General features: G+C 41.6%; 16 protein-coding genes. 10 read left to right on the top strand and 6 right to left on the bottom strand.

Annotation, left to right across the window (positions count from 1 at the left end; all coding sequences use genetic code 11):
* Nucleotides 1–48: 48 nt before the first annotated feature.
* Both HMPREF2877_RS07580 and HMPREF2877_RS07575 read left to right on the top strand, forming a co-directional pair.
* On the top strand, nt 49–741 hold the full coding sequence (locus HMPREF2877_RS07580; RefSeq protein WP_013991201.1) for an AzlC family ABC transporter permease: 693 nt from the start codon (nt 49–51) through the stop codon (nt 739–741).
* Entirely contained in the window at nt 728–1,054 is a 327-nt protein-coding gene (locus HMPREF2877_RS07575) for an AzlD domain-containing protein (protein WP_045769119.1), read from the top strand. Before HMPREF2877_RS07580 ends, HMPREF2877_RS07575 begins: the two co-directional genes overlap by 14 nt.
* A 51-nt stretch (nt 1,055–1,105) precedes the next feature.
* Here the strand turns inward: HMPREF2877_RS07575 and HMPREF2877_RS07570 are convergent, their stop codons facing one another.
* From HMPREF2877_RS07570 to rnhC, 3 genes are read right to left on the bottom strand one after another with little or no spacing between them, the layout of a single operon-like run.
* Nucleotides 1,106–3,610, bottom strand: coding sequence for an SF1B family DNA helicase RecD2 (locus HMPREF2877_RS07570; protein WP_045769120.1), 2,505 nt, complete (start codon nt 3,608–3,610; stop codon nt 1,106–1,108).
* A 60-nt stretch (nt 3,611–3,670) separates the two neighbouring features.
* Nucleotides 3,671–4,312, bottom strand: a complete 642-nt coding sequence (gene lepB, locus HMPREF2877_RS07565) for a signal peptidase I (RefSeq protein ID WP_070579471.1) — start codon at nt 4,310–4,312, stop codon at nt 3,671–3,673.
* A 12-nt stretch (nt 4,313–4,324) separates the two neighbouring features.
* Nucleotides 4,325–5,221, bottom strand: a complete 897-nt coding sequence (gene rnhC, locus HMPREF2877_RS07560; RefSeq protein WP_070579468.1) for a ribonuclease HIII — start codon at nt 5,219–5,221, stop codon at nt 4,325–4,327.
* Nucleotides 5,222–5,537: 316 nt separating this feature from the next.
* On the opposite strand from rnhC, the gene zapA reads away from it, so the two are divergent.
* The gene (gene zapA, locus HMPREF2877_RS07555) at nt 5,538–5,852 is read left to right on the top strand and encodes a cell division protein ZapA (protein ID WP_004183554.1); all 315 of its coding nucleotides are present in this window, start codon (nt 5,538–5,540) and stop codon (nt 5,850–5,852) included.
* Nucleotides 5,849–6,391, top strand: coding sequence for a CvpA family protein (locus tag HMPREF2877_RS07550; RefSeq protein WP_045769122.1), 543 nt, complete (start codon nt 5,849–5,851; stop codon nt 6,389–6,391). Before zapA ends, HMPREF2877_RS07550 begins: the two co-directional genes overlap by 4 nt.
* 101 nt (nt 6,392–6,492) lie before the next feature.
* Here the strand turns inward: HMPREF2877_RS07550 and HMPREF2877_RS07545 are convergent, their stop codons facing one another.
* Nucleotides 6,493–8,841, bottom strand: coding sequence for an endonuclease MutS2 (locus HMPREF2877_RS07545; RefSeq protein ID WP_070579466.1), 2,349 nt, complete (start codon nt 8,839–8,841; stop codon nt 6,493–6,495).
* Nucleotides 8,842–9,015: 174 nt separating this feature from the next.
* On the opposite strand from HMPREF2877_RS07545, the gene polA reads away from it, so the two are divergent.
* From polA to HMPREF2877_RS07530, 3 genes are all read left to right on the top strand, one after another.
* Nucleotides 9,016–11,655, top strand: coding sequence for a DNA polymerase I (gene polA / locus HMPREF2877_RS07540; protein ID WP_049553707.1), 2,640 nt, complete (start codon nt 9,016–9,018; stop codon nt 11,653–11,655).
* A 552-nt stretch (nt 11,656–12,207) separates the two neighbouring features.
* Complete coding sequence (locus tag HMPREF2877_RS11405) at nt 12,208–12,609, top strand: DUF6608 family protein (RefSeq protein ID WP_004183523.1); 402 nt, start codon at nt 12,208–12,210, stop codon at nt 12,607–12,609.
* 20 nt (nt 12,610–12,629) lie between these two features.
* On the top strand, nt 12,630–12,839 hold the full coding sequence (locus tag HMPREF2877_RS07530; RefSeq protein WP_014632597.1) for a hypothetical protein: 210 nt from the start codon (nt 12,630–12,632) through the stop codon (nt 12,837–12,839).
* Between the two features lie 348 nt (nt 12,840–13,187).
* Here the strand turns inward: HMPREF2877_RS07530 and mutY are convergent, their stop codons facing one another.
* The gene (gene mutY / locus HMPREF2877_RS07525; RefSeq protein WP_014632598.1) at nt 13,188–14,339 is read right to left on the bottom strand and encodes an A/G-specific adenine glycosylase; all 1,152 of its coding nucleotides are present in this window, start codon (nt 14,337–14,339) and stop codon (nt 13,188–13,190) included.
* Nucleotides 14,340–15,506: 1,167 nt separating this feature from the next.
* Nucleotides 15,507–16,460: a hypothetical protein gene (locus HMPREF2877_RS07515; RefSeq protein ID WP_045769125.1), complete on the bottom strand. Its 954-nt coding sequence runs from the start codon at nt 16,458–16,460 to the stop codon at nt 15,507–15,509.
* A 200-nt stretch (nt 16,461–16,660) separates the two neighbouring features.
* On the opposite strand from HMPREF2877_RS07515, the gene rpsF reads away from it, so the two are divergent.
* Genes rpsF through rpsR form a run of 3 tightly spaced genes read left to right on the top strand, consistent with a single transcriptional unit; the run spans nt 16,661 to nt 17,762 of the window.
* Nucleotides 16,661–16,951, top strand: a complete 291-nt coding sequence (gene rpsF / locus HMPREF2877_RS07510; protein ID WP_002884188.1) for a 30S ribosomal protein S6 — start codon at nt 16,661–16,663, stop codon at nt 16,949–16,951.
* Between the two features lie 11 nt (nt 16,952–16,962).
* On the top strand, nt 16,963–17,481 hold the full coding sequence (locus tag HMPREF2877_RS07505) for a single-stranded DNA-binding protein (protein WP_002891844.1): 519 nt from the start codon (nt 16,963–16,965) through the stop codon (nt 17,479–17,481).
* 41 nt (nt 17,482–17,522) lie between these two features.
* The gene (gene rpsR / locus HMPREF2877_RS07500; protein WP_000068665.1) at nt 17,523–17,762 is read left to right on the top strand and encodes a 30S ribosomal protein S18; all 240 of its coding nucleotides are present in this window, start codon (nt 17,523–17,525) and stop codon (nt 17,760–17,762) included.
* Nucleotides 17,763–17,851: the final 89 nt, after the last annotated feature.

The raw sequence follows: 17,851 nt of genomic DNA, 5'->3' as shown, positions 1-17,851 counted from the left end.
GAACCTCTTACTAGTCTGGTAAGAGGTTCCTTTAGAAAGGAATTGAGTGTGTCTGACTTTCGTTTAGGTGTAAAAGCCGCGGTACCGACAGCTTTAGGCTATGTAGCTATTGGTCTAGCCTTTGGTGTTGTAGCAGCCGCTTCGGGTCTATCAGCCCTTGAGGTTGGCCTCATGTGTGCCTTGGTCTATGGTGGCTCCGCCCAGTTTGCCATGTGTGCCTTAGTAGTTGCAGGAGCTGGCCTAGGTGAGTTAACCTTGACTGTTTTCTTGGTTAATTTGCGTAACATGTTGATGAGTTTACATGCAACGACGATTTTTACAAAAACAAGCCTCTGGAATCAGCTGGGAATTGGTAGTCTGATTACGGATGAAAGTTATGGTGTTTTATTGGGAGAATATGTGCATCATAAAGATATTCCTGCTAACTGGATGCATGGTAACAATATTTTCAGCTATCTGGTTTGGATTGTATCATCAGTTATTGGTTGTTTGATTGGTTCCATGATTCCTAATCCTGAGCTTTTTGGTTTGGATTTTGCTTTGATTGCCATGTTTATAGGTTTGTTAAGTAGTCAGATTGATGCCTTGTTAGGGGAAGGAGTGCGTAAGCTACTCTTGATTTTACTATCTATTGCCGTGGCTTATCTGAGCTTTAGTGTCGTCTTGTCGGAATCTTTGGCTGTTTTAGTGGCTACTTTGGTTGGATGTAGTGTGGGGGTGATGTGTGATGGCCGTCAATGAATTTATTCTCATTGCTATTCTACTTGGGTTTGTGGTCAGCTGGGTTCCTCGTGTGCTCCCCTTTGTTTTAGTGAAATACAAGGGCTTACCAGATATCGTTGTTCGGTTTTTGCACTACTTACCAGTTTCTATCCTCTTTGCCTTGATTCTCTCTAGTCTCACGACTGAGAAGATTGGTCACTTGCCACAGTTTAAGTGGATGGAAATACTGGCTACTGTGCCAACGGTAATTGTAGCATTTAAGAGCAAAAATCTGCTCTATGCAGTAATCGTCGGTATAATATCTATGGCCCTGATTCGTTTCGTATTTTAGCAAATGAAAAGACTTGGAGTTGCTCTTAGTGAGTCGCTTCCCAAGTCTTTTTTAGTTATTGTTAAAAAAGGCAGCAATATCGTCTTCACTGAGACCAATCATTGGATCTATAGTTGACCAATTTTCTTCAGTTAAACGATAGTTTTCTTCTGTTTGCACAGGTTTGTTAACAGACTTATCCACAGGTTGTGAATAAGTGTTAACAAGATCTGGGGATGGATTGATATTTTCCGAAAAGTCTTTGTTTTCAAGGGTTTCTGAGGGGTCGTTGTTTTTCGTTTTTGTTTGATTGGAGGCGTCTGTTGCCTCATTTTTAACAATCTTTTCGACAGACTTATCAACAGCTTGTGTATAAGTTTGTTCAAAACGTTGGATGAGATAAGTATTTCGTTTAGCTCCTTCGTTGCGAACGGCATAATCAAAGGCTGCGATTTCCCCTAACATGACTAGCTTACTCTTGGCGCGTGTGATGGCGGTGTAGATGAGGTTACGTTGTAGCATACGTCCACTTTGGCGTGTGATGGGAAGGATAACGACTGGGAACTCACTCCCTTGGGATTTGTGGATTGACATGGCATAGGCCAGAGTAATCTTATTCCATTCGTTACGAGGATAGATAACCTCATTGCCATCAAAGGACATGTAAATTTCGTCCTGCTTGCTTTCAGTATATTTACCAGGGATGAGATCAGTTATGATGCCGATGTCGCCATTGAAGACATTGAGTTCGGTATCGTTGACCAGATGGAGAATTTTGTCGTTCTTACGGAAGAAAATGTCATTAAAGGCAAATTGATTGGCCTTTTCTTGAGGATTAAGTAGGTCCTGCATAATGGTATTGAGATTGTTGATACCAGCCTGTCCTCGATACATGGGAGCTAGAATCTGCACATCCTGAGCAGCGATCCCGCTCTTTATAGCGGCAGAGACAATTTTAGGAACCATCTGTGGAATATGGTTGGCATTGGCCTCAAAGTAAGAGCGGTCAGCCTTTTTCTCTGTGAAATCAGCGGGTAGTTGGCCTTGTCGCATCTGGCTAGCTAAGGTAACGATAGTGGAGTCCTCAGATTGTCTGAAAATTTTGGTCAGAGAAACCTTAGGCAAGTCATCAATCTGCAAAAGGTCAGCCAAGACCTGGCCAGGGCCTACGGAAGGCAGTTGGTCTTGGTCACCCACAATGATGACTTGGGTTGAATCAGAGATACTTTCAAAGAGTTGATTGGCCAACCAAGTATCAACCATAGAAAACTCATCGATGATAATCAAGTCGCAATCGAGATAGTCCTCTAAGGTCTTGAAATCGTCCTCGCTATTGAGTCCCAAATGTCTATGGATAGTGGCACTAGGGAGTTGTGTGAGTTCGTTCATTCGACGAGCAGCCCGTCCTGTTGGTGCCGCTAAAATAATAGGCAAATCAGACTTTTTGAGATCTAGACCGTGAAGGTCGGCATAAGTTTTAATGATTCCGTTAATAACGGTGGTTTTACCTGTCCCGGGACCACCTGTCAGGATGAATACTTTGCTTTGTAGGGCTTTGATAATGGCGTCTTTTTGCACCTTATCATAAGTAATACCAAGCTCCTCTTCCGCCTCTTCAAGACTTGCTTGGATTTTGTCCTCTGTACTGATGTCAGGTTGGTCTTTCATGATACGAGTTAGGTGGGTATAGATGCCCTGTTCCGCAAAATATAGGGTATTATCAAAGATTTTAGTCTCTACATTTTGCACTTTATCCTCTTGGATGAGATTGGTTAATTCCTTAGCGACCAAGGCGGGGTCCAGTTCAATCTGACGAGCACTTTCCAAAAGGATGATAGTTCGTTCGAGCAAAGCTTTGGCTTCGATGTAGGTGTCGCCTTCTTCCATACTGGCTTCTAGCAGACAATGAATCAAGGCAGCTCGTAAGCGCTCAGGAGCATCACTAGCAATGCCGAGACGTTCAGCCAGTTGATCCGCCATTTTAAATCCAATTCCTTGAACTTCCTCTACCAAGAGATAAGGGTGTTCCTCAATAAGATTAAGCGATTCTTCCTTATATTGGTTGAAAATTTGTGAGGCAGCCTTTGGAGTGAGTCCATAGCTGGAAAGTTTGGACAAGATTTGCTCGGTTCCATAGTTGATTTTTAACTTTGCAACGAAGGCTTCTCGGTTTACCTTTGAAAGGTTAGATATCTGCTCTAACTTGCTCGGGTCCTCGAGAATCTTGTCAATAGGGTCTTCACCATAAATCTCGACAATACGCTCAGCTGTTTTCTTACCAATCCCCTTAAAATTGTCGCTGGCGAAATACTTGATAAGACCGCTAGCAGAAGGTTTTGACCGTTCGTAGCGCGTCATTTGGAGTTGTTCACCATATTTGGGATGATTGGTTAGCTGACCCCAGAAGGTATAATCTTCACCTTCCATGACATCTCCCATAGTTCCTGTGACAATGATTTCATAGTCCTCAAAATCACTGTCTGTTTCGTCAATTTCTAAGAGTAGGATACGAAAAAAATTACTAGCGTTTTCAAAAATGACGCGTTCGATAGTTCCTGAAAAATAAAATTCTTGCATGTGTTTTTCCTAGATACATAATAAGGCTGGGTTTCCCCAACCTTATCTTATTCAGTGTTTTTAGTTGTCCTCAACAGTACCAATTTTATTAAGTGGCCAGAAGCGGAATTTAACTTCCCCTACAAGAGCACTCTTGTCAAAGTAACCAACTACTCGACTATCTTTGGAAACAATACGGTTGTCTCCAAGTAGGAAATATTTGCCTTCAGGAACAGTGACAGAGAAGGTCGTGTTACCGTCAGCATTGGTTGTAAAGGCCTTGGCATCCTTAGCTAGTTGTTGGAAGTATCCACTCTTGCTCTTGTCATCGTTGTAAGCATATTCTTTTTGTAGCTTATCCTTGGCAAAGGCAGCTTGGAATTCTTTGAGGTATTCTTCCTTGACTTCTTTACCGTTGACAGTAAGTTTATCATTTTGATAGGTAATGGTATCACCTGGCATACCGATGATACGTTTGACAATTTGTTTCGTCGTACCGTCTTCGACTTCCTTGGCAACGACAATATCGAAGCGTTCAATGGATGTGTGTTTCAAAACGATAACACGTTGATTATTGGCTAGAGTAGGATCCATTGAGTGGCCGTCAACCTGGACAGGGAGCCAAAGGAAGAGGCGAGTCAAAAGGAAAAATGTGATAAAGAGGATAAAGAGTCCCCATTCACGAAGTAAAATGAGGAAGTATTGGGTCCATTTGTTTTTCATAGTTAAGGCCTTTCAGGGTTGTTTTAAGCGTTGGTAGGCTTTTTTAGTATTGGCGAAATGATATTTAGCAGTAGCTTGGAGAGCCTGATCTCCGTAGGCTTGAAGAAGCTTAGTTGCGACCTGGTCAGATTTAGCACCAGCACCTGAAGGAAGGGTGTAGCCAACCTCTTGGCTGAGTTTGTCCAAATTTTCCAGGAAGAGATTGCGAGCGATGATAGAGCTCACCGCGACAGCTAAGTATTTCCCTTCAGCCTTTTCTTCTAAAGTGATAGGAAAGTCAAAGCGATTGCGTTCATTCTTGAGGTATTTCTGATAATTTTTCTCACTGGTGAAGGCATCAATGACAATCTTATCTGGTTTAGCACCTGATTGTAACAATAGAAAGATAGCCTGATTGTGGAGAGCTACTTTAACGGACACAGCATTATGACTCTTACCGTCTCCAACCACTTCATTGTACTTTCTAGGCGAAAGAAGGAGTGCCTTGTGAGGAATTTTCTCCTCCAATATAGGTGCAATCTGACGAATCTTGATATCATTAAGATTTTTAGAATCATCGACCCCAAGAGATTTCAAAAAGGCATGGTCAGCCGGGGTAACTAGACTAGCTACAACAGCTAGACCACCAAAATAGGAGCCATTTCCGACTTCGTCTGATCCAATTAGGGCTAGGTTTTGCCCATCAGGTGAATGCTTAGGTTCAGCTTGGTATCCAAAACGGCTAGCCAAGACTTCTGGCTTAGCTCCTTGGAAGGTTACCTTTCCTGAAGTATAGGCGATGACACTTATTCCATCGACCTTGGCTGAAAAACTTGCATAAGGATTTTTAGTCGCAGTCGCATAGCATGCCAGGTCCTTCTGGAGTGTCGAAATCTGCTCTGCTGTCATTTTTAATACGATTGTGCCCATGGAATCTATTTTAGCACAAAAAAGGAGAATTGGTAGATATTTTACAGACTCGGAATCCCTGAAAATTATTTTTCTAGAGAAGTGCAAAGTCTAAAATTTACGAAAGTTAAAATTTAGGATATAATGATTAGAAAGAGGATGCCTAACCATGCTCTTTTTTCCACAATTAGAGAAAATGGGTTGGCATTTAAGTATCGAACACGCCTCAGAGTAAGTGTCTGAATCTTGCTAACAAATGGCGATATAAAAGCAATAAAATAAGGAGAAGCTGCGGTGGCGAATCCGCGACCACCATTGATTGGCAGCTAACAAGCAAATGGCAAATAAGAACCGTTACAAATTTCATTTTGGAGAGAAGAACCTCACGCTAACAACTGATAAGGACAACTTATTCATGGAAGAGGTTGAGCGTGTTGCCCACGAGAAATATAAAATTATCAAAGAGCAGATGAAAAATGCTGACAATGAAACAATCGCTATCCTAATGGCTATCAATTCTTTGTCGACTCAGTTGGAACGCGAAATTCAAGTTGAAGATATGGAAAAAGAGTTGGAAACGTTGAGAGCTAAGCAACTTGAGCAGCTCAAGGTTAAGGCGACAGCTACAAATGACGATGAGGATGACGCATGATTGGACTCCTTGTCTTAGCTATTATGGCTTGGAATTTCTACATTGGCTACCGTCGAGGCCTCTTTATGCAAGCCTATTACGTGGTTTCAGTCATTATCGCCATGTGTGTGGCGGCCTATTTCTACCGGTCGCTAGGAGAGGCTATCAATCTTTGGGTACCTTATACCAATCCAACCAAAGATGCTAGTATAGCTTTCTTTAAAGATCAGAACATCTTTTCACTTGACCGTGTCTATTATGCGGGCGTTGCTTATTTTGCTATCTACTGTATAGCCTATTATGGCTTACGCTTTCTTGGTATTTTCTTCCATTTTGTGAGAATTGAGCGACTTGATCAGAGATGTTACCAAGTGGTGGGCGGGGTCTTGGCCACCTTAGTGAGTCTTGTGCCTTTGACTATGTTGGGGAATATTCTTGCGACTGTTCCCATGAATAACATTCAAACGCTCTTGTCATCGAGCTGGGTTTTACGTATCTTGATTAATGGCTATTTTCCAGTTAGTCAGATTATCCAGCATTTGTGGACAAGTGTGATATAGAAAATAGAAGTCTTCCTTGATTAAGGGAGACTTTTTTGTTCTTTGTTTTGGTAGGATATGAAAAAGACCGGACACAAGGTCTCAGTCTTTCTTAACTATATTTACCCTAAGGTTGCAATGGTACATCCGGAACCACCAGCACTCTGTGGGGCATATTCAAAACTTTTAACATGGCGATGACGGCGGAGATATTTGGTAACGGCATCACGGATGACACCTGTACCAATACCGTGGATGATGTCCACCTGACTCATGTTATTAAGTAGGGCTTGGTCAATAAAGGCATCAAGCTCTTGCATGGCTTCTTCGTAACGTTTCCCACGAAGGTCTAGACGGGCACGAGGACCGCCAGATGACTTTTTGGCTTTTTTAACCACGTTAATCTGTTTCTTCTTAGGTTGTTGGGCTTCTGCTTGGGCACGAACAAGAGTGAATTCATCCGCCTTGAGTGTCATCTTGATGAGACCTACCTGGGCTTCCCAGTTACCATTTTTGGCTTGACTGGTAAGCGTACCACGTTGACCATAGGCGGTAACGATGATATCATCTCCGACATGAGGGGCACGCGCAGCCTTTTCTTTCTTGGCCTTACGAAGGACTTTATTCTTAGAGAGGTCCACTTGTGGGGCAAGTTTCTTGAGTTTTCCTTTGGCGTCGATAACTTCATGAGGTTTGAGTTGACTCTTATCGTGAAGATTTTTGAGAATACTATCGCTCTCAGCCAAAGCTGTATCCACCATCTCTTGAATTTCTTTTTGAGCCTTTTCGAGTTCCTTGTCGTACTCATGGGAGAATTCATTATAGAGTTTCTTGACCGCACGGTTGAATTTAAGGTTCTCCTGCTCAACGTTCTTGATGTGCTCCAGACGTTTTTGTGTTTCCACAGTTTGGGCTTCAAGTTGCTCGATGATACGGTTGACATCACTATCAGTATCCGTTAGGTTTTCCGCTTCCTTGACAATAATCTCATTCAAACCGAGGCGGCGAGCAATCTCAAAGGCGTTAGAGCGACCAGGAACTCCCTGCATAAAACGATAGGTAGGACTTAAAGTCGCTGTGTCAAACTCCATGCTGGCATTTTCCACATGTTGCGTCTCAATCCCATAGGCCTTAAGCTCAGGATAGTGAGTAGTAGCCATGGTCTTAATCTGACTCAAACGGAGGTGCTCTAGGATTGCCATGGCTAGACTAGCCCCTTCCTGAGGGTCAGTACCAGCCCCAAGCTCATCGACCAAGATAAGACTGTTGCTGTCGGCAGCGTCCAGAATCTCAACAATGTGGGTCATGTGACTAGAGAAAGTTGACAAACTCTGTTCAATAGACTGTTCATCCCCGATGTCCGCAAAAATCTCTTGGAAAATGGCTACACGACTACCCTTATCAGCCAAAATTGGAAGACCAGATTGAGCCATCAGTTGAGCTAATCCCAGAGTTTTAAGCATGACCGTTTTACCACCGGTATTGGGCCCGGTGATGACAATAGCTGTGAGGTCCTCATCAAAGCGTAAATCGTTGGCTACTGGATTGACCAAAAGAGGGTGACGAACGTTAAGGAGTTGGAGTGTTTGGTTGTCACTAATCTTTGGAATAACTGCCTTTTTATCCTGGAGATAGAGGTATTTTCCTCGAATAAAGTCCATGTGACCCAAAATCCAAGCGTTGTTAGCGATAGCAGCAGCTTGTGGACGGAGTTGATCAGACAATTCATGCAGGATACGGGCCATCTCATGGCGTTCGTCTGCACGTAATTGTGTAATTTCTTCGTTAAGTTGGATAACGGCGCGTGGCTCGATATACACTGTGTTTCCAGAGCTTGAGATGTCATGCACAACCCCAGCAATACGGTTACGGTAGGTATTTTTGACAGGCAGCACTGAACGACCATTACGACTAGCAATCAAACTCTCAGCCAACATGTGACCAGATTTCTTGAGAATGTCTTGCAAGGTCTGGCGAATGGCATCATCGCAAGATTTGAGTTGACGACGGATATTCTGCAACTCAGGGCTAGCAAAATGTTCAATGAAACCACCATCATTGATACTTTGAAGGCTGCCTTGTAGACTTGGGAAGGCCTCAATCTTTTCGAAAAGACGTTTAAGAGCGACGAGCTCAACATTTTCAAGGTCAGCGTAGAAGCGACCAAGGTCAGCTGAAGCTTGCAGCACCTTCTTGATGGCAATAAGCTCCTGAATGTTGAGGTCAGCATCCAATTCCAAGCGACGCAAAGGCTCAGAAATATCTCGCAAGCTACCAATGGCAAAGCCATGGTGCTCTACGAAAATCTCAGCCATTTCTTGAATTTCTGTAAATTGATTTTGAATTCTTTCTGAATTGGTCATAGGCACCAAGTCACGTAACTCCGCCTGAGCCTGTTCAGTCTGCAGGTATTCTGTGAACTGGTCCTTGACCTTGTTAAATTCTAATTGGTCTAAAATCTTTGTGTTCATAGCTTCTATTATAGCACATTTGCCTATGGGGCGTGGAGGTGGGAAATGCCTGAGGTCGTTTTATGAGCGGCCTTTTGTCATCAGATGTTGACTAGCTACTTTTACAAAAGAGTCTCCCTAAAATAAGAGATTTTCAATTAAAACCAATGCTCTCATCTATGCTATAATAAACCTATGACTAATCAGAAAAAATTACTCCTAATTGACGGTTCATCCGTTGCCTTTCGTGCTTTTTTCGCACTTTATAATCAAATTGACCGTTTTCGTAACAATAATGGCCTTCATACCAATGCTATCTACGGTTTCCACCTTATGTTGGACAACCTGCTTGAGCGTATCCAACCGACTCATGTCTTGGTAGCCTTTGATGCTGGCAAAACAACTTTCCGTACCGAGATGTTCGCAGACTACAAGGCTGGTCGTGCTAAGACACCAGAGGAATTCCGTGAGCAGTTCCCTTATATCCGTGAGATGTTGGCTGCACGTGGTATCGCCTATTATGACTTGGCTCAGTACGAGGCAGACGACATTATCGGTACCTTGGCTAAGATGGCTGAAAATACCAGTGAGGACTATCAAATTACTGTTGTCTCTGGGGATAAAGACTTGATTCAGCTGACTGATGAAAATACTGTCGTTGAGATTTCGAAGAAAGGTGTGGCTGAGTTTGAGGCCTTCACACCTGACTACCTCATGGAGAAAATGGGGATTACTCCAGCGCAATTCATCGACCTCAAGGCCCTCATGGGTGATAAGTCCGATAATATTCCAGGGGTTACTAAGATTGGTGAAAAGACTGGTCTCAAGCTCCTCTTGGAACACGGTTCCCTTGAAGGTATCTATGAGCATATTGATGAGATGAAGAAGTCCAAGATGAAGGAAAATCTCATCAATGATAAGGAGCAAGCCTTCCTTTCTAAAACTCTGGCGACCATTGATACCCAGTCTCCTATTGAAATTGGCTTAGATGATACGGCCTTTACGGGACCTGACCTTGAAAAATTGGCAGCCTTTTATGACGAGATGGGCTTTGTTCAGTTCAAAAATGCCCTTGGTGGAGAGGCTGTTCCGCAGGATTTTGATGTGGCCTATGCAGAGCCTAGTCAAGTGACAGAAGCTCACTTTAGCTCTGACGATTTCTTCTATTTTGAAATCCTCGGTGACAATTATCACATAGAACCTATCATCGGTTTTGCTTGGGGGAATGACAAGCAGATTTATGCGTCTACAGATACAGACCTACTCAAATCAGAAGCCTTCCAGGCAGCTCTTTCAAAAGCTGTTAATATCTACGATTTCAAGCGAAGTAAGGTCCTTTTGAGCCATCTAGGTATTGACTTGCCTACGGCTAATTTTGATGCACGTCTGGCCAAGTATCTGCTCTCAACCGTTGAAGACAATGAATTGTCAACCATTGCCCGTCTCTATACGGACCTACCGTTAGAAACAGATGAAGTGGTCTATGGCAAGGGGGCTAAGCGTGCGGTTCCTGAAAAAGATGTCTTACTCAGCCACCTAGCTAAAAAAGTCAAGGTCCTTCAGGTTGCTAAACCGGTTATGCTTGAAAAATTGGCTGAACACGGTCAATCAGAGCTTCTCTTTGACATGGAGTTACCACTGGCAAATGTGTTAGCTAAGATGGAAATCGCTGGTATTAAGGTTAAGGGACAAACCCTTAACGAGATGGCAGTGGAAAACCAAGTAGTCATTGATAAATTGACCCAAGAAATCTACGAAATGGCGGGCGAGGAGTTCAATATTAACTCGCCTAAACAGTTGGGTGTTATCCTCTTTGAAAAGATGGGTCTACCTTTGGAATACACTAAGAAAACCAAGACAGGTTACTCAACAGCTGTGGATGTCCTTGAACGATTAGCACCAATTGCTCCAATTGTAGCTAAGATTTTGGAGTACCGCCAAATCACTAAGCTTCAGTCTACCTATGTCTTGGGGCTTCAGGATTATATCCTTGAGGATGGTAAAATCCATACCCGTTATGTGCAAGATTTAACTCAGACAGGTCGTTTGTCATCAGTGGATCCCAACTTGCAAAATATTCCTGTTCGCTTGGAGCAAGGTCGTCTCATCCGTAAGGCCTTTGTCCCATCGACTGAGGACGCAGTGCTTTTAAGCTCGGATTACTCACAGATTGAGTTGCGCGTGCTGGCTCATATTTCGGGAGATGAGCATTTGATTGCAGCCTTTAAAGAGGGGGCAGATATCCATACCTCTACAGCCATGCGTGTCTTTGGCATTGAAAAGCCAGAGGATGTCACACCTAACGACCGTCGTAATGCAAAGGCTGTTAACTTCGGGATTGTTTATGGCATTTCTGATTTTGGTCTTTCTAACAACCTTGGCATTAGCCGTAAGAAGGCCAAGGAGTATATCGACACCTACTTTGAACGTTATCCTGGTATCAAGGCCTATATGGATAATGTGGTTCGTGAAGCCAAGGATAAGGGCTACGTAGAAACTCTCTTCCACCGCCGTCGTGAGTTGCCAGATATTAATTCTCGTAACTTTAACGTCCGCAACTTCGCAGAGCGTACAGCTATCAACTCTCCTATCCAAGGAAGTGCTGCTGATATCCTCAAGATTGCTATGATTAACCTAGACAAGGCTCTGGTAGAAGGTGGCTATAAAACTAAGATGCTCCTACAGGTGCACGATGAAATCGTCCTTGAGGTGCCAAACGACGAACTTGTAGCGATGAAAGCCTTGGTTAAAGAAACTATGGAAGCTGCAGTCGAACTCGCTGTCCCTCTCATCGCAGATGAGAATGACGGCCGCACATGGTATGAGGCAAAGTAAAACATGAAAGAAAATTTTCCATTTACCTATTTTCTCTTGCGCTACATGCTAGGATTTCTGGCCGTTGTTCTGGCTATCGTAGCAGTGTTGGTGATTATCACCTACTTTATGACCAAGTAGAAATAGGCAAAAAAGCTGGACTGAGGTCCGGCTTTTTTGCCTATTGAAAAACACCAGATATGCTAGTGGTTCCGAAAAGTTTTTAACGATGTATCAAAAAAAGTCCCCCTAAAGTGTTATATTAGATAGGGGTTCCCGACCAGTAGCTAATATACTAATGAGACTTGCTAGTCGGGTCAGCTAGCAAAGGTGGTGCTGAAGTGGAACTATTCGGTGGTTTTTTAAGCCTTGGCCGGTAGCAGAGGCTTTCATCCGAAGAGCAAGTTACAAGTTCTAATCTATGAACTTAGAAAGGAAGGAATAACTTAGAACAGCTCTCAAATAAATTTGGAATAAACATTTCTAATTTTAGTTATATAATTAAATTGATTAGTCGTTAACCTTTATTTTATAATTAGATAAACAAATTTGAATTTCTGGAGTAGTAGTGCAATGAAAAAGGATAAATATAAGAATTTGATTTTCGCATATACGGTTTTATATACATTTGTAACGGTGCTAAACAGCATTTTGTATTTATATAACGGAATATATGAGGATCCGAGCGGAAACTGGCACGAAATAGACAGAGCAATCATAGTTTTAATAGGTGTAGTGGCATATGCTCTTGTTACAGAGCTGATTATAAAGCCTATGGTTCTAAGATATGCAGTTTCGTACATACCGACAGTTTTGCTTGCATTTTTTTATGTATGGTCTACGAGCTTTAGAGAAAATTTAGCTCAGTCCGCGTATATGGACATCTGGATAAATTTCACGTCTATGTTCGTTATATTTTGTATAGTCCATTTTATTGTGTACAAATGTAGAAAAAAGAAAGAGACAATGAAGTAAATTAATTCCAATTTATAGGATTGTATACGGCAAAGGTAGCAATTGAATATGGTAAAATTACTGATGGCTTTTTTAAAGCAGGACTTGTGCCAAAAGAAGTTGGTCCTAGTGGTGGAACATTAGCATTTTTACCCAAAGGAGTATCTTTGACTGGTTCTGTAATGTCATCGCCAAATGAGAAAGCCGATGATCAGTCAGATAAAAGTAAGGATCGTATCTGGGGTGGGTAGTCACTTTATGGCACCACAGACGATAGTTATTTCTTCTACAAAGTAGACTAATGATTAACAAGCTGAAACTGAAACGTTTCGGCTTTTTTGTTTTCGTCATAGTGACATTTATGTCACTATTTTTTATTGGCCGTATTACCTATAATAGAACCATAACTGAGAACAGCGACAGGAGTTCTTAATAAAAAGGAGTGTCGTACTATGATTGAATTTTTGATGTCAAAAAATGTGACTTATTTGGAGTTGTTTTATATCTTTTTGGGAGTAGTTCTTTCAAAGGTATACCTTGCTTTGCGTGGCCGGAAGCACGCTAAACGTGACGTATAACAAAAAGGGTAGCACTCAATGCTATCCTTTTTTGCTGTCTTCATAAGTTTTAATCATTTTCTTTTGTGGTGTGGCCATTGGGAACTGGTCGAAGTCCTCAGCCGCTACCCAGCATAACTCCTTATCGGTAGTGAGTTTGTCGTCATTGACGCTACCTTCTACCATCTCGATGGTCCATTTTTGGTGGCTGAAGGTATGTTTTACAGGTGTAAAATCATTGTTCGTCCACTCTGGATTAAGGGCATAATTTTCTTCAAAAATAGCCTTTTGAGAGACTGTCTCGAGAATATAATCATCCTTTTCAAAAAGGCTGAGTTGTTGACCAATAAAGTCCGTTTCCATGATAGGGAAGGACCAGAAACCACCTAGCAGACGTCCCTCGATATTTTTTTCGAGCAGAAATTCACCCTTTGCATTTCTGATAATAAAAGCTTGAATTTGCATAGGTTTAGGCTTCTTCTTAGGCAATTTGATAGGGTACTTGTCATAAGTTCCATTGAGATAGGCTGCACAGAAAAAGCGAATAGGGCTTTCGTCTGGTCTTGGATTTTTAGCCGATTCGATATCGGTCCCAAGGTCCATAAGCGCCTGATTAAAGTCCCCTGGACGGTCAGGGTCAATCAAAATGTCCATAATCGCTTGGAAAATCTTACGATTTTTGGCGTCTCCAATATCGTAATTAACCTCAAAGAGACGAGCCATGACTCGCATAACATTACCATCAACAGCGGGTTCTGGGAGCCCAAAGGCGATGCTAGAAATAGCACCAGCAGTATAGGGCCCGATGCCCTTGAGTTTGGCAATATTGTCATAAGTATCTGGAAACTGACCATCAAAGTCATCCATGATTTGTTTAGCAGCCTTTTGCATGTTTCGGACACGTGAATAGTAACCTAACCCTTCCCAAGCTTTGAGAAGCTTCTCTTCTGGAGCTTCAGCCAAATCTTTAACTGTTGGAAACCAGTTTAAAAAGCGCTCGTAATAGGGAATGACAGTCTGAACCTGGGTTTGTTGTAGCATGATTTCACTGACCCAGATATAGTAGGGATTTTTAGTTCTTCGCCACGGTAGGTCTCGTTTCTCTCGATCGTACCAGTCCAGGAGGGTACGACGAAAAGAGGCGATTTTCTCAGCATCCCACATGACAATGCCGTATTCTTTTAAATCTAACATGTCTCTATTGTAGCAAAGAAATCTTTTTTCAAAAAATTATGCGTTTTTCTGTTAAAAAGATTGACAAAAGTAAGCGTTTACATTATACTAAGAGTGTAAAGAAGATAAGGATTCATCAAGGAGGTAAAAGCCATGGTGAGAGTCAATATTTCAAGGTACAAAAACGGAGACTGAGATCTCTAAACAAAACAGTAGGCAAAACAAATAACTTTATCAATCATCTCTGAGGAGCGTGACCGCATGACAGTAGGACGTTACAAGAACGGAGATTAATTCAGTCGCATAAAATAGCTACAAGGGAGTGATACCACCAGAAATCGAAAGCTAAACTCAAGATTAACGTCAAAAAGTGAGGTAAAGCTCATGAGAAATGTTAGTAGGTATAAAAAAGGAGACACTTAGGTTGTTGCGTAAAATAGCCTAAGGAGTGATACCCATGCCACACGAAACGTAAATCCTATATTCTTAAGATGAACGAGGTGAGTTCATGAAATATATCAGTAGGTATAAAAACGGCGATTAAAAATGTTGCATAAAATAGCTACAAGGGAGTGATACCACCAGAAGTCGAAGGCTAAACTCAAATCTGTTAACTTAAGAAGAAGTGAGGTAAAGCTCATGAGAAATGTTAGTAGGTATAAAAACGGAGACACTTAAGCTGTTGCGTAAAATAGCTTAAGGAGTGATACCGATGCCAAATGAGTAAACTATCGACAAAAGTTAAATGCTTAAATCTTGTAACAAAGTACCGAGGTGACGCTTATGTTGATGTTTGATGTAAGTCGTTATAAGAACGGCGACAAGTAAATCTCATTGAGTGGTCAATGGGGAGATAGGTCTCAAATCATACGAATCAGAGGTGATTACTATGATGATGAATTTAGGACGTTATAAAAATGGAGACACTTCAAGTTATTGCATAAAATAGCTTAGGGAGTGATACCAATGTAATAGAAAATTTACAATACAAAAAAGTTATTTGTAAGTTGATGGAGGTAATCTATGATTGCTAGGTATAAAAATGGTGACACACAATGACTCCTCCTTATGAAAATATTTTTTACAAAATTCCAAAAGGATGTTCTAATGACAATTGAAGAATCTTAAAAGCTCATTCTAGCGTGTAAGAATGAGCTTTTTGATATGTTGAATTTTGCTGAAAGTTACTTAATCCTTATTGTTTAACTGGACCTTTCGTAGGAGAGCCAGTCTTTTTTGTTCTTCGACTAGAGCCATAAAGATTTGGTATTGATTTTTAAGATGCGGCAGGAAGCTCTTAGGAATCTTGCTATCAAAGCTTAGGTTGTTCAGAAATATGGGGGCGCTACTGTCTCTATAGATTTGTCCTTGGAAGAAGTAGTTGTCGGTCACGATATCAATTGAGATACGTGATGAGCGCCATCGACGTTTGCGCATGTACTTGGGTTTCCAACGAATCTTAAGTTGTTGGTCCTTGATATACCACCCCATGATGTCTATTTTAGCGGTCTGTTTCGTTTTGTCATCACAGTAGGTTACTGGTACGCTTAGAACCTGTTGGCTTCTTGGTGAGGTTAAGAAGGGATGAAAATCAGGAATGAAGTCGTAGTCCTTGCTGGATACTTCCGAAAGACCGTTTTCTTCTCGTATTTTGCTACGACTGGCGTACTTGAAGAAGTCAAAACTCTTATCCTGTCTTTCTAGTCGATCAGCCTCTAATTGATATCTTGCCACCTGATCACCGATATTTTTAGTCGTCTTGAGGTAACGCATGATTTCTGCATCCTTGTAGTAAAGAGCGACGAGATTTTTTAGACGCTGACTAGGGTCCAGAGAGTGTAACTTGTCTGGAAAAGACAAGATTTGTATGCTATGAACAGAGGCCAAAGGGACAGCAGCGATGCCTGATAAGACCTTGTCTTGTTCAAAGAGGGAGACGGTATCAAAATGACTGGTATGTCCAAGCGAATGTCTTATGTCAACAACAAAGAGGTTATTGTCCTGTTTAAAAGTGATAATATAGGTATCACTCGGACCTAAGTTTTTAAGGTTATATTCTAGGGAAGTAATAGGAATATTATAGTAGTGGTTAAAGGTTGGAAGTCCTAGTTTTTCTCCTAATTTCTTTTTATGATAAAGCATTCTCTTATTTTAGCATGAAGTTTGACCGGAGAAAAGATGACGCATAGGGCTTAATTTTTTTATGAGGGAAAATTTCTAACTCTTTACTTTTTCCTTGCATTATCCCTCAAACTTTGGTAGAATTATATCTTGTGAGTGCACCTCACTTACTCGTGGCGAAAGACCATGAGTCATTAGACCAAAAGAGGAGGAAAATATCAATGGCTAAATACGAAATTCTTTATATCATTCGTCCAAACATTGAAGAAGAAGCTAAAAACGCTTTGGTAGCACGTTTCGATTCTATCTTGACTGACAACGGTGCAACTGTTGTTGAATCAAAAGATTGGGAAAAACGTCGTCTTGCATACGAAATCCAAGATTTCCGTGAAGGACTTTACCACGTTGTTAACGTTGAATCTGATAACGATTTTGCTCTTAACGAGTTTGACCGTCTTTCAAAAATCAACGGTGACATTCTTCGTCACATGATCGTTAAACTTGACGCGTAAGAAGGTAAATTATGATTAATAATGTCGTACTCGTTGGTCGCATGACCCGTGATGCGGAACTTCGTTATACACCAAGTAACGTTGCTGTTGCAACATTCAGCCTTGCGGTTAACCGTAACTTCAAGGGTGCTAATGGTGAACGTGAAACTGACTTTATTAACTGTGTTATCTGGCGCCAGCAAGCTGAAAATTTGGCTAACTGGGCTAAGAAAGGCGCATTGATTGGAATTACAGGTCGTATTCAGACTCGTAACTATGAAAATCAACAAGGTCAACGTGTTTACGTAACTGAAGTTGTCGCTGATAATTTCCAAATGTTGGAAAGCCGTGCGGCACGTGAAGGTCACAGTGGTGGTTCTTACAACGCTGGAGGATTTGATAATTCAAATTCATTCGGTGGAGGAGCTTCAACTGGTGGTTCATTTGGTGGATCACAACCTGCACAATCTACACCAAACTTCGGTCGTGACGAGAGTCCATTTGGTAATTCAAATCCAATGGATATTTCAGATGACGATCTCCCATTCTAAGAATGGACAAAACGAATTAAATATATAAAGGAGAAATAAACATGGCTCAACAACGTCGTGGCGGATTCAAACGCCGTAAAAAAGTTGATTACATCGCAGCTAACAAAATCGAATATGTTGATTACAAAGATACTGAGCTTCTTAGCCGTTTCGTTTCAGAACGTGGTAAAATTCTTCCACGTCGTGTAACAGGAACTTCAGCTAAAAACCAACGTAAAGTAACAACAGCGATTAAACGCGCTCGCGTTATGGCACTTATGCCTTACGTAAACGAAGACTAAAAATAATGCCCTCGACTGAGGGTGTTTTTTTCTGGCTTGATTTTATGGGCTTTTTTCTTTTTAGGCTTGTGTGTTGAGTGTTATTTTAT

This window comes from Streptococcus sp. HMSC072D03, assembly GCF_001812855.1.
GTDB classification, from domain to species: domain Bacteria; phylum Bacillota; class Bacilli; order Lactobacillales; family Streptococcaceae; genus Streptococcus; species Streptococcus salivarius_D.
Note: the sequence above shows the minus strand (reverse complement) of the source record. Positions and strands in the feature narration are given on the sequence as shown.

Bases quoted from the DNA above. Each gene is read 5' to 3' on its own strand.
- HMPREF2877_RS07575 (WP_045769119.1), top strand. From the start codon at position 728: ATGGCCGTCAATGAATTTATTCTCATTGCTATTCTACTTGGGTTTGTG.
- HMPREF2877_RS07570 (WP_045769120.1), bottom strand. From the start codon at position 3,610: ATGCAAGAATTTTATTTTTCAGGAACTATCGAACGCGTCATTTTTGAA.
- HMPREF2877_RS11405 (WP_004183523.1), top strand. From the start codon at position 12,208: ATGAAAAAGGATAAATATAAGAATTTGATTTTCGCATATACGGTTTTA.
- rpsR (WP_000068665.1), top strand. From the start codon at position 17,523: ATGGCTCAACAACGTCGTGGCGGATTCAAACGCCGTAAAAAAGTTGAT.
- mutY (WP_014632598.1), bottom strand. From the start codon at position 14,339: ATGTTAGATTTAAAAGAATACGGCATTGTCATGTGGGATGCTGAGAAA.
- lepB (WP_070579471.1), bottom strand. From the start codon at position 4,312: ATGAAAAACAAATGGACCCAATACTTCCTCATTTTACTTCGTGAATGG.
- zapA (WP_004183554.1), top strand. From the start codon at position 5,538: ATGGCAAATAAGAACCGTTACAAATTTCATTTTGGAGAGAAGAACCTC.
- rpsF (WP_002884188.1), top strand. From the start codon at position 16,661: ATGGCTAAATACGAAATTCTTTATATCATTCGTCCAAACATTGAAGAA.
- HMPREF2877_RS07515 (WP_045769125.1), bottom strand. From the start codon at position 16,460: ATGCTTTATCATAAAAAGAAATTAGGAGAAAAACTAGGACTTCCAACC.
- HMPREF2877_RS07545 (WP_070579466.1), bottom strand. From the start codon at position 8,841: ATGAACACAAAGATTTTAGACCAATTAGAATTTAACAAGGTCAAGGAC.
- polA (WP_049553707.1), top strand. From the start codon at position 9,016: ATGACTAATCAGAAAAAATTACTCCTAATTGACGGTTCATCCGTTGCC.
- HMPREF2877_RS07550 (WP_045769122.1), top strand. From the start codon at position 5,849: ATGATTGGACTCCTTGTCTTAGCTATTATGGCTTGGAATTTCTACATT.
- rnhC (WP_070579468.1), bottom strand. From the start codon at position 5,221: ATGGGCACAATCGTATTAAAAATGACAGCAGAGCAGATTTCGACACTC.
- HMPREF2877_RS07505 (WP_002891844.1), top strand. From the start codon at position 16,963: ATGATTAATAATGTCGTACTCGTTGGTCGCATGACCCGTGATGCGGAA.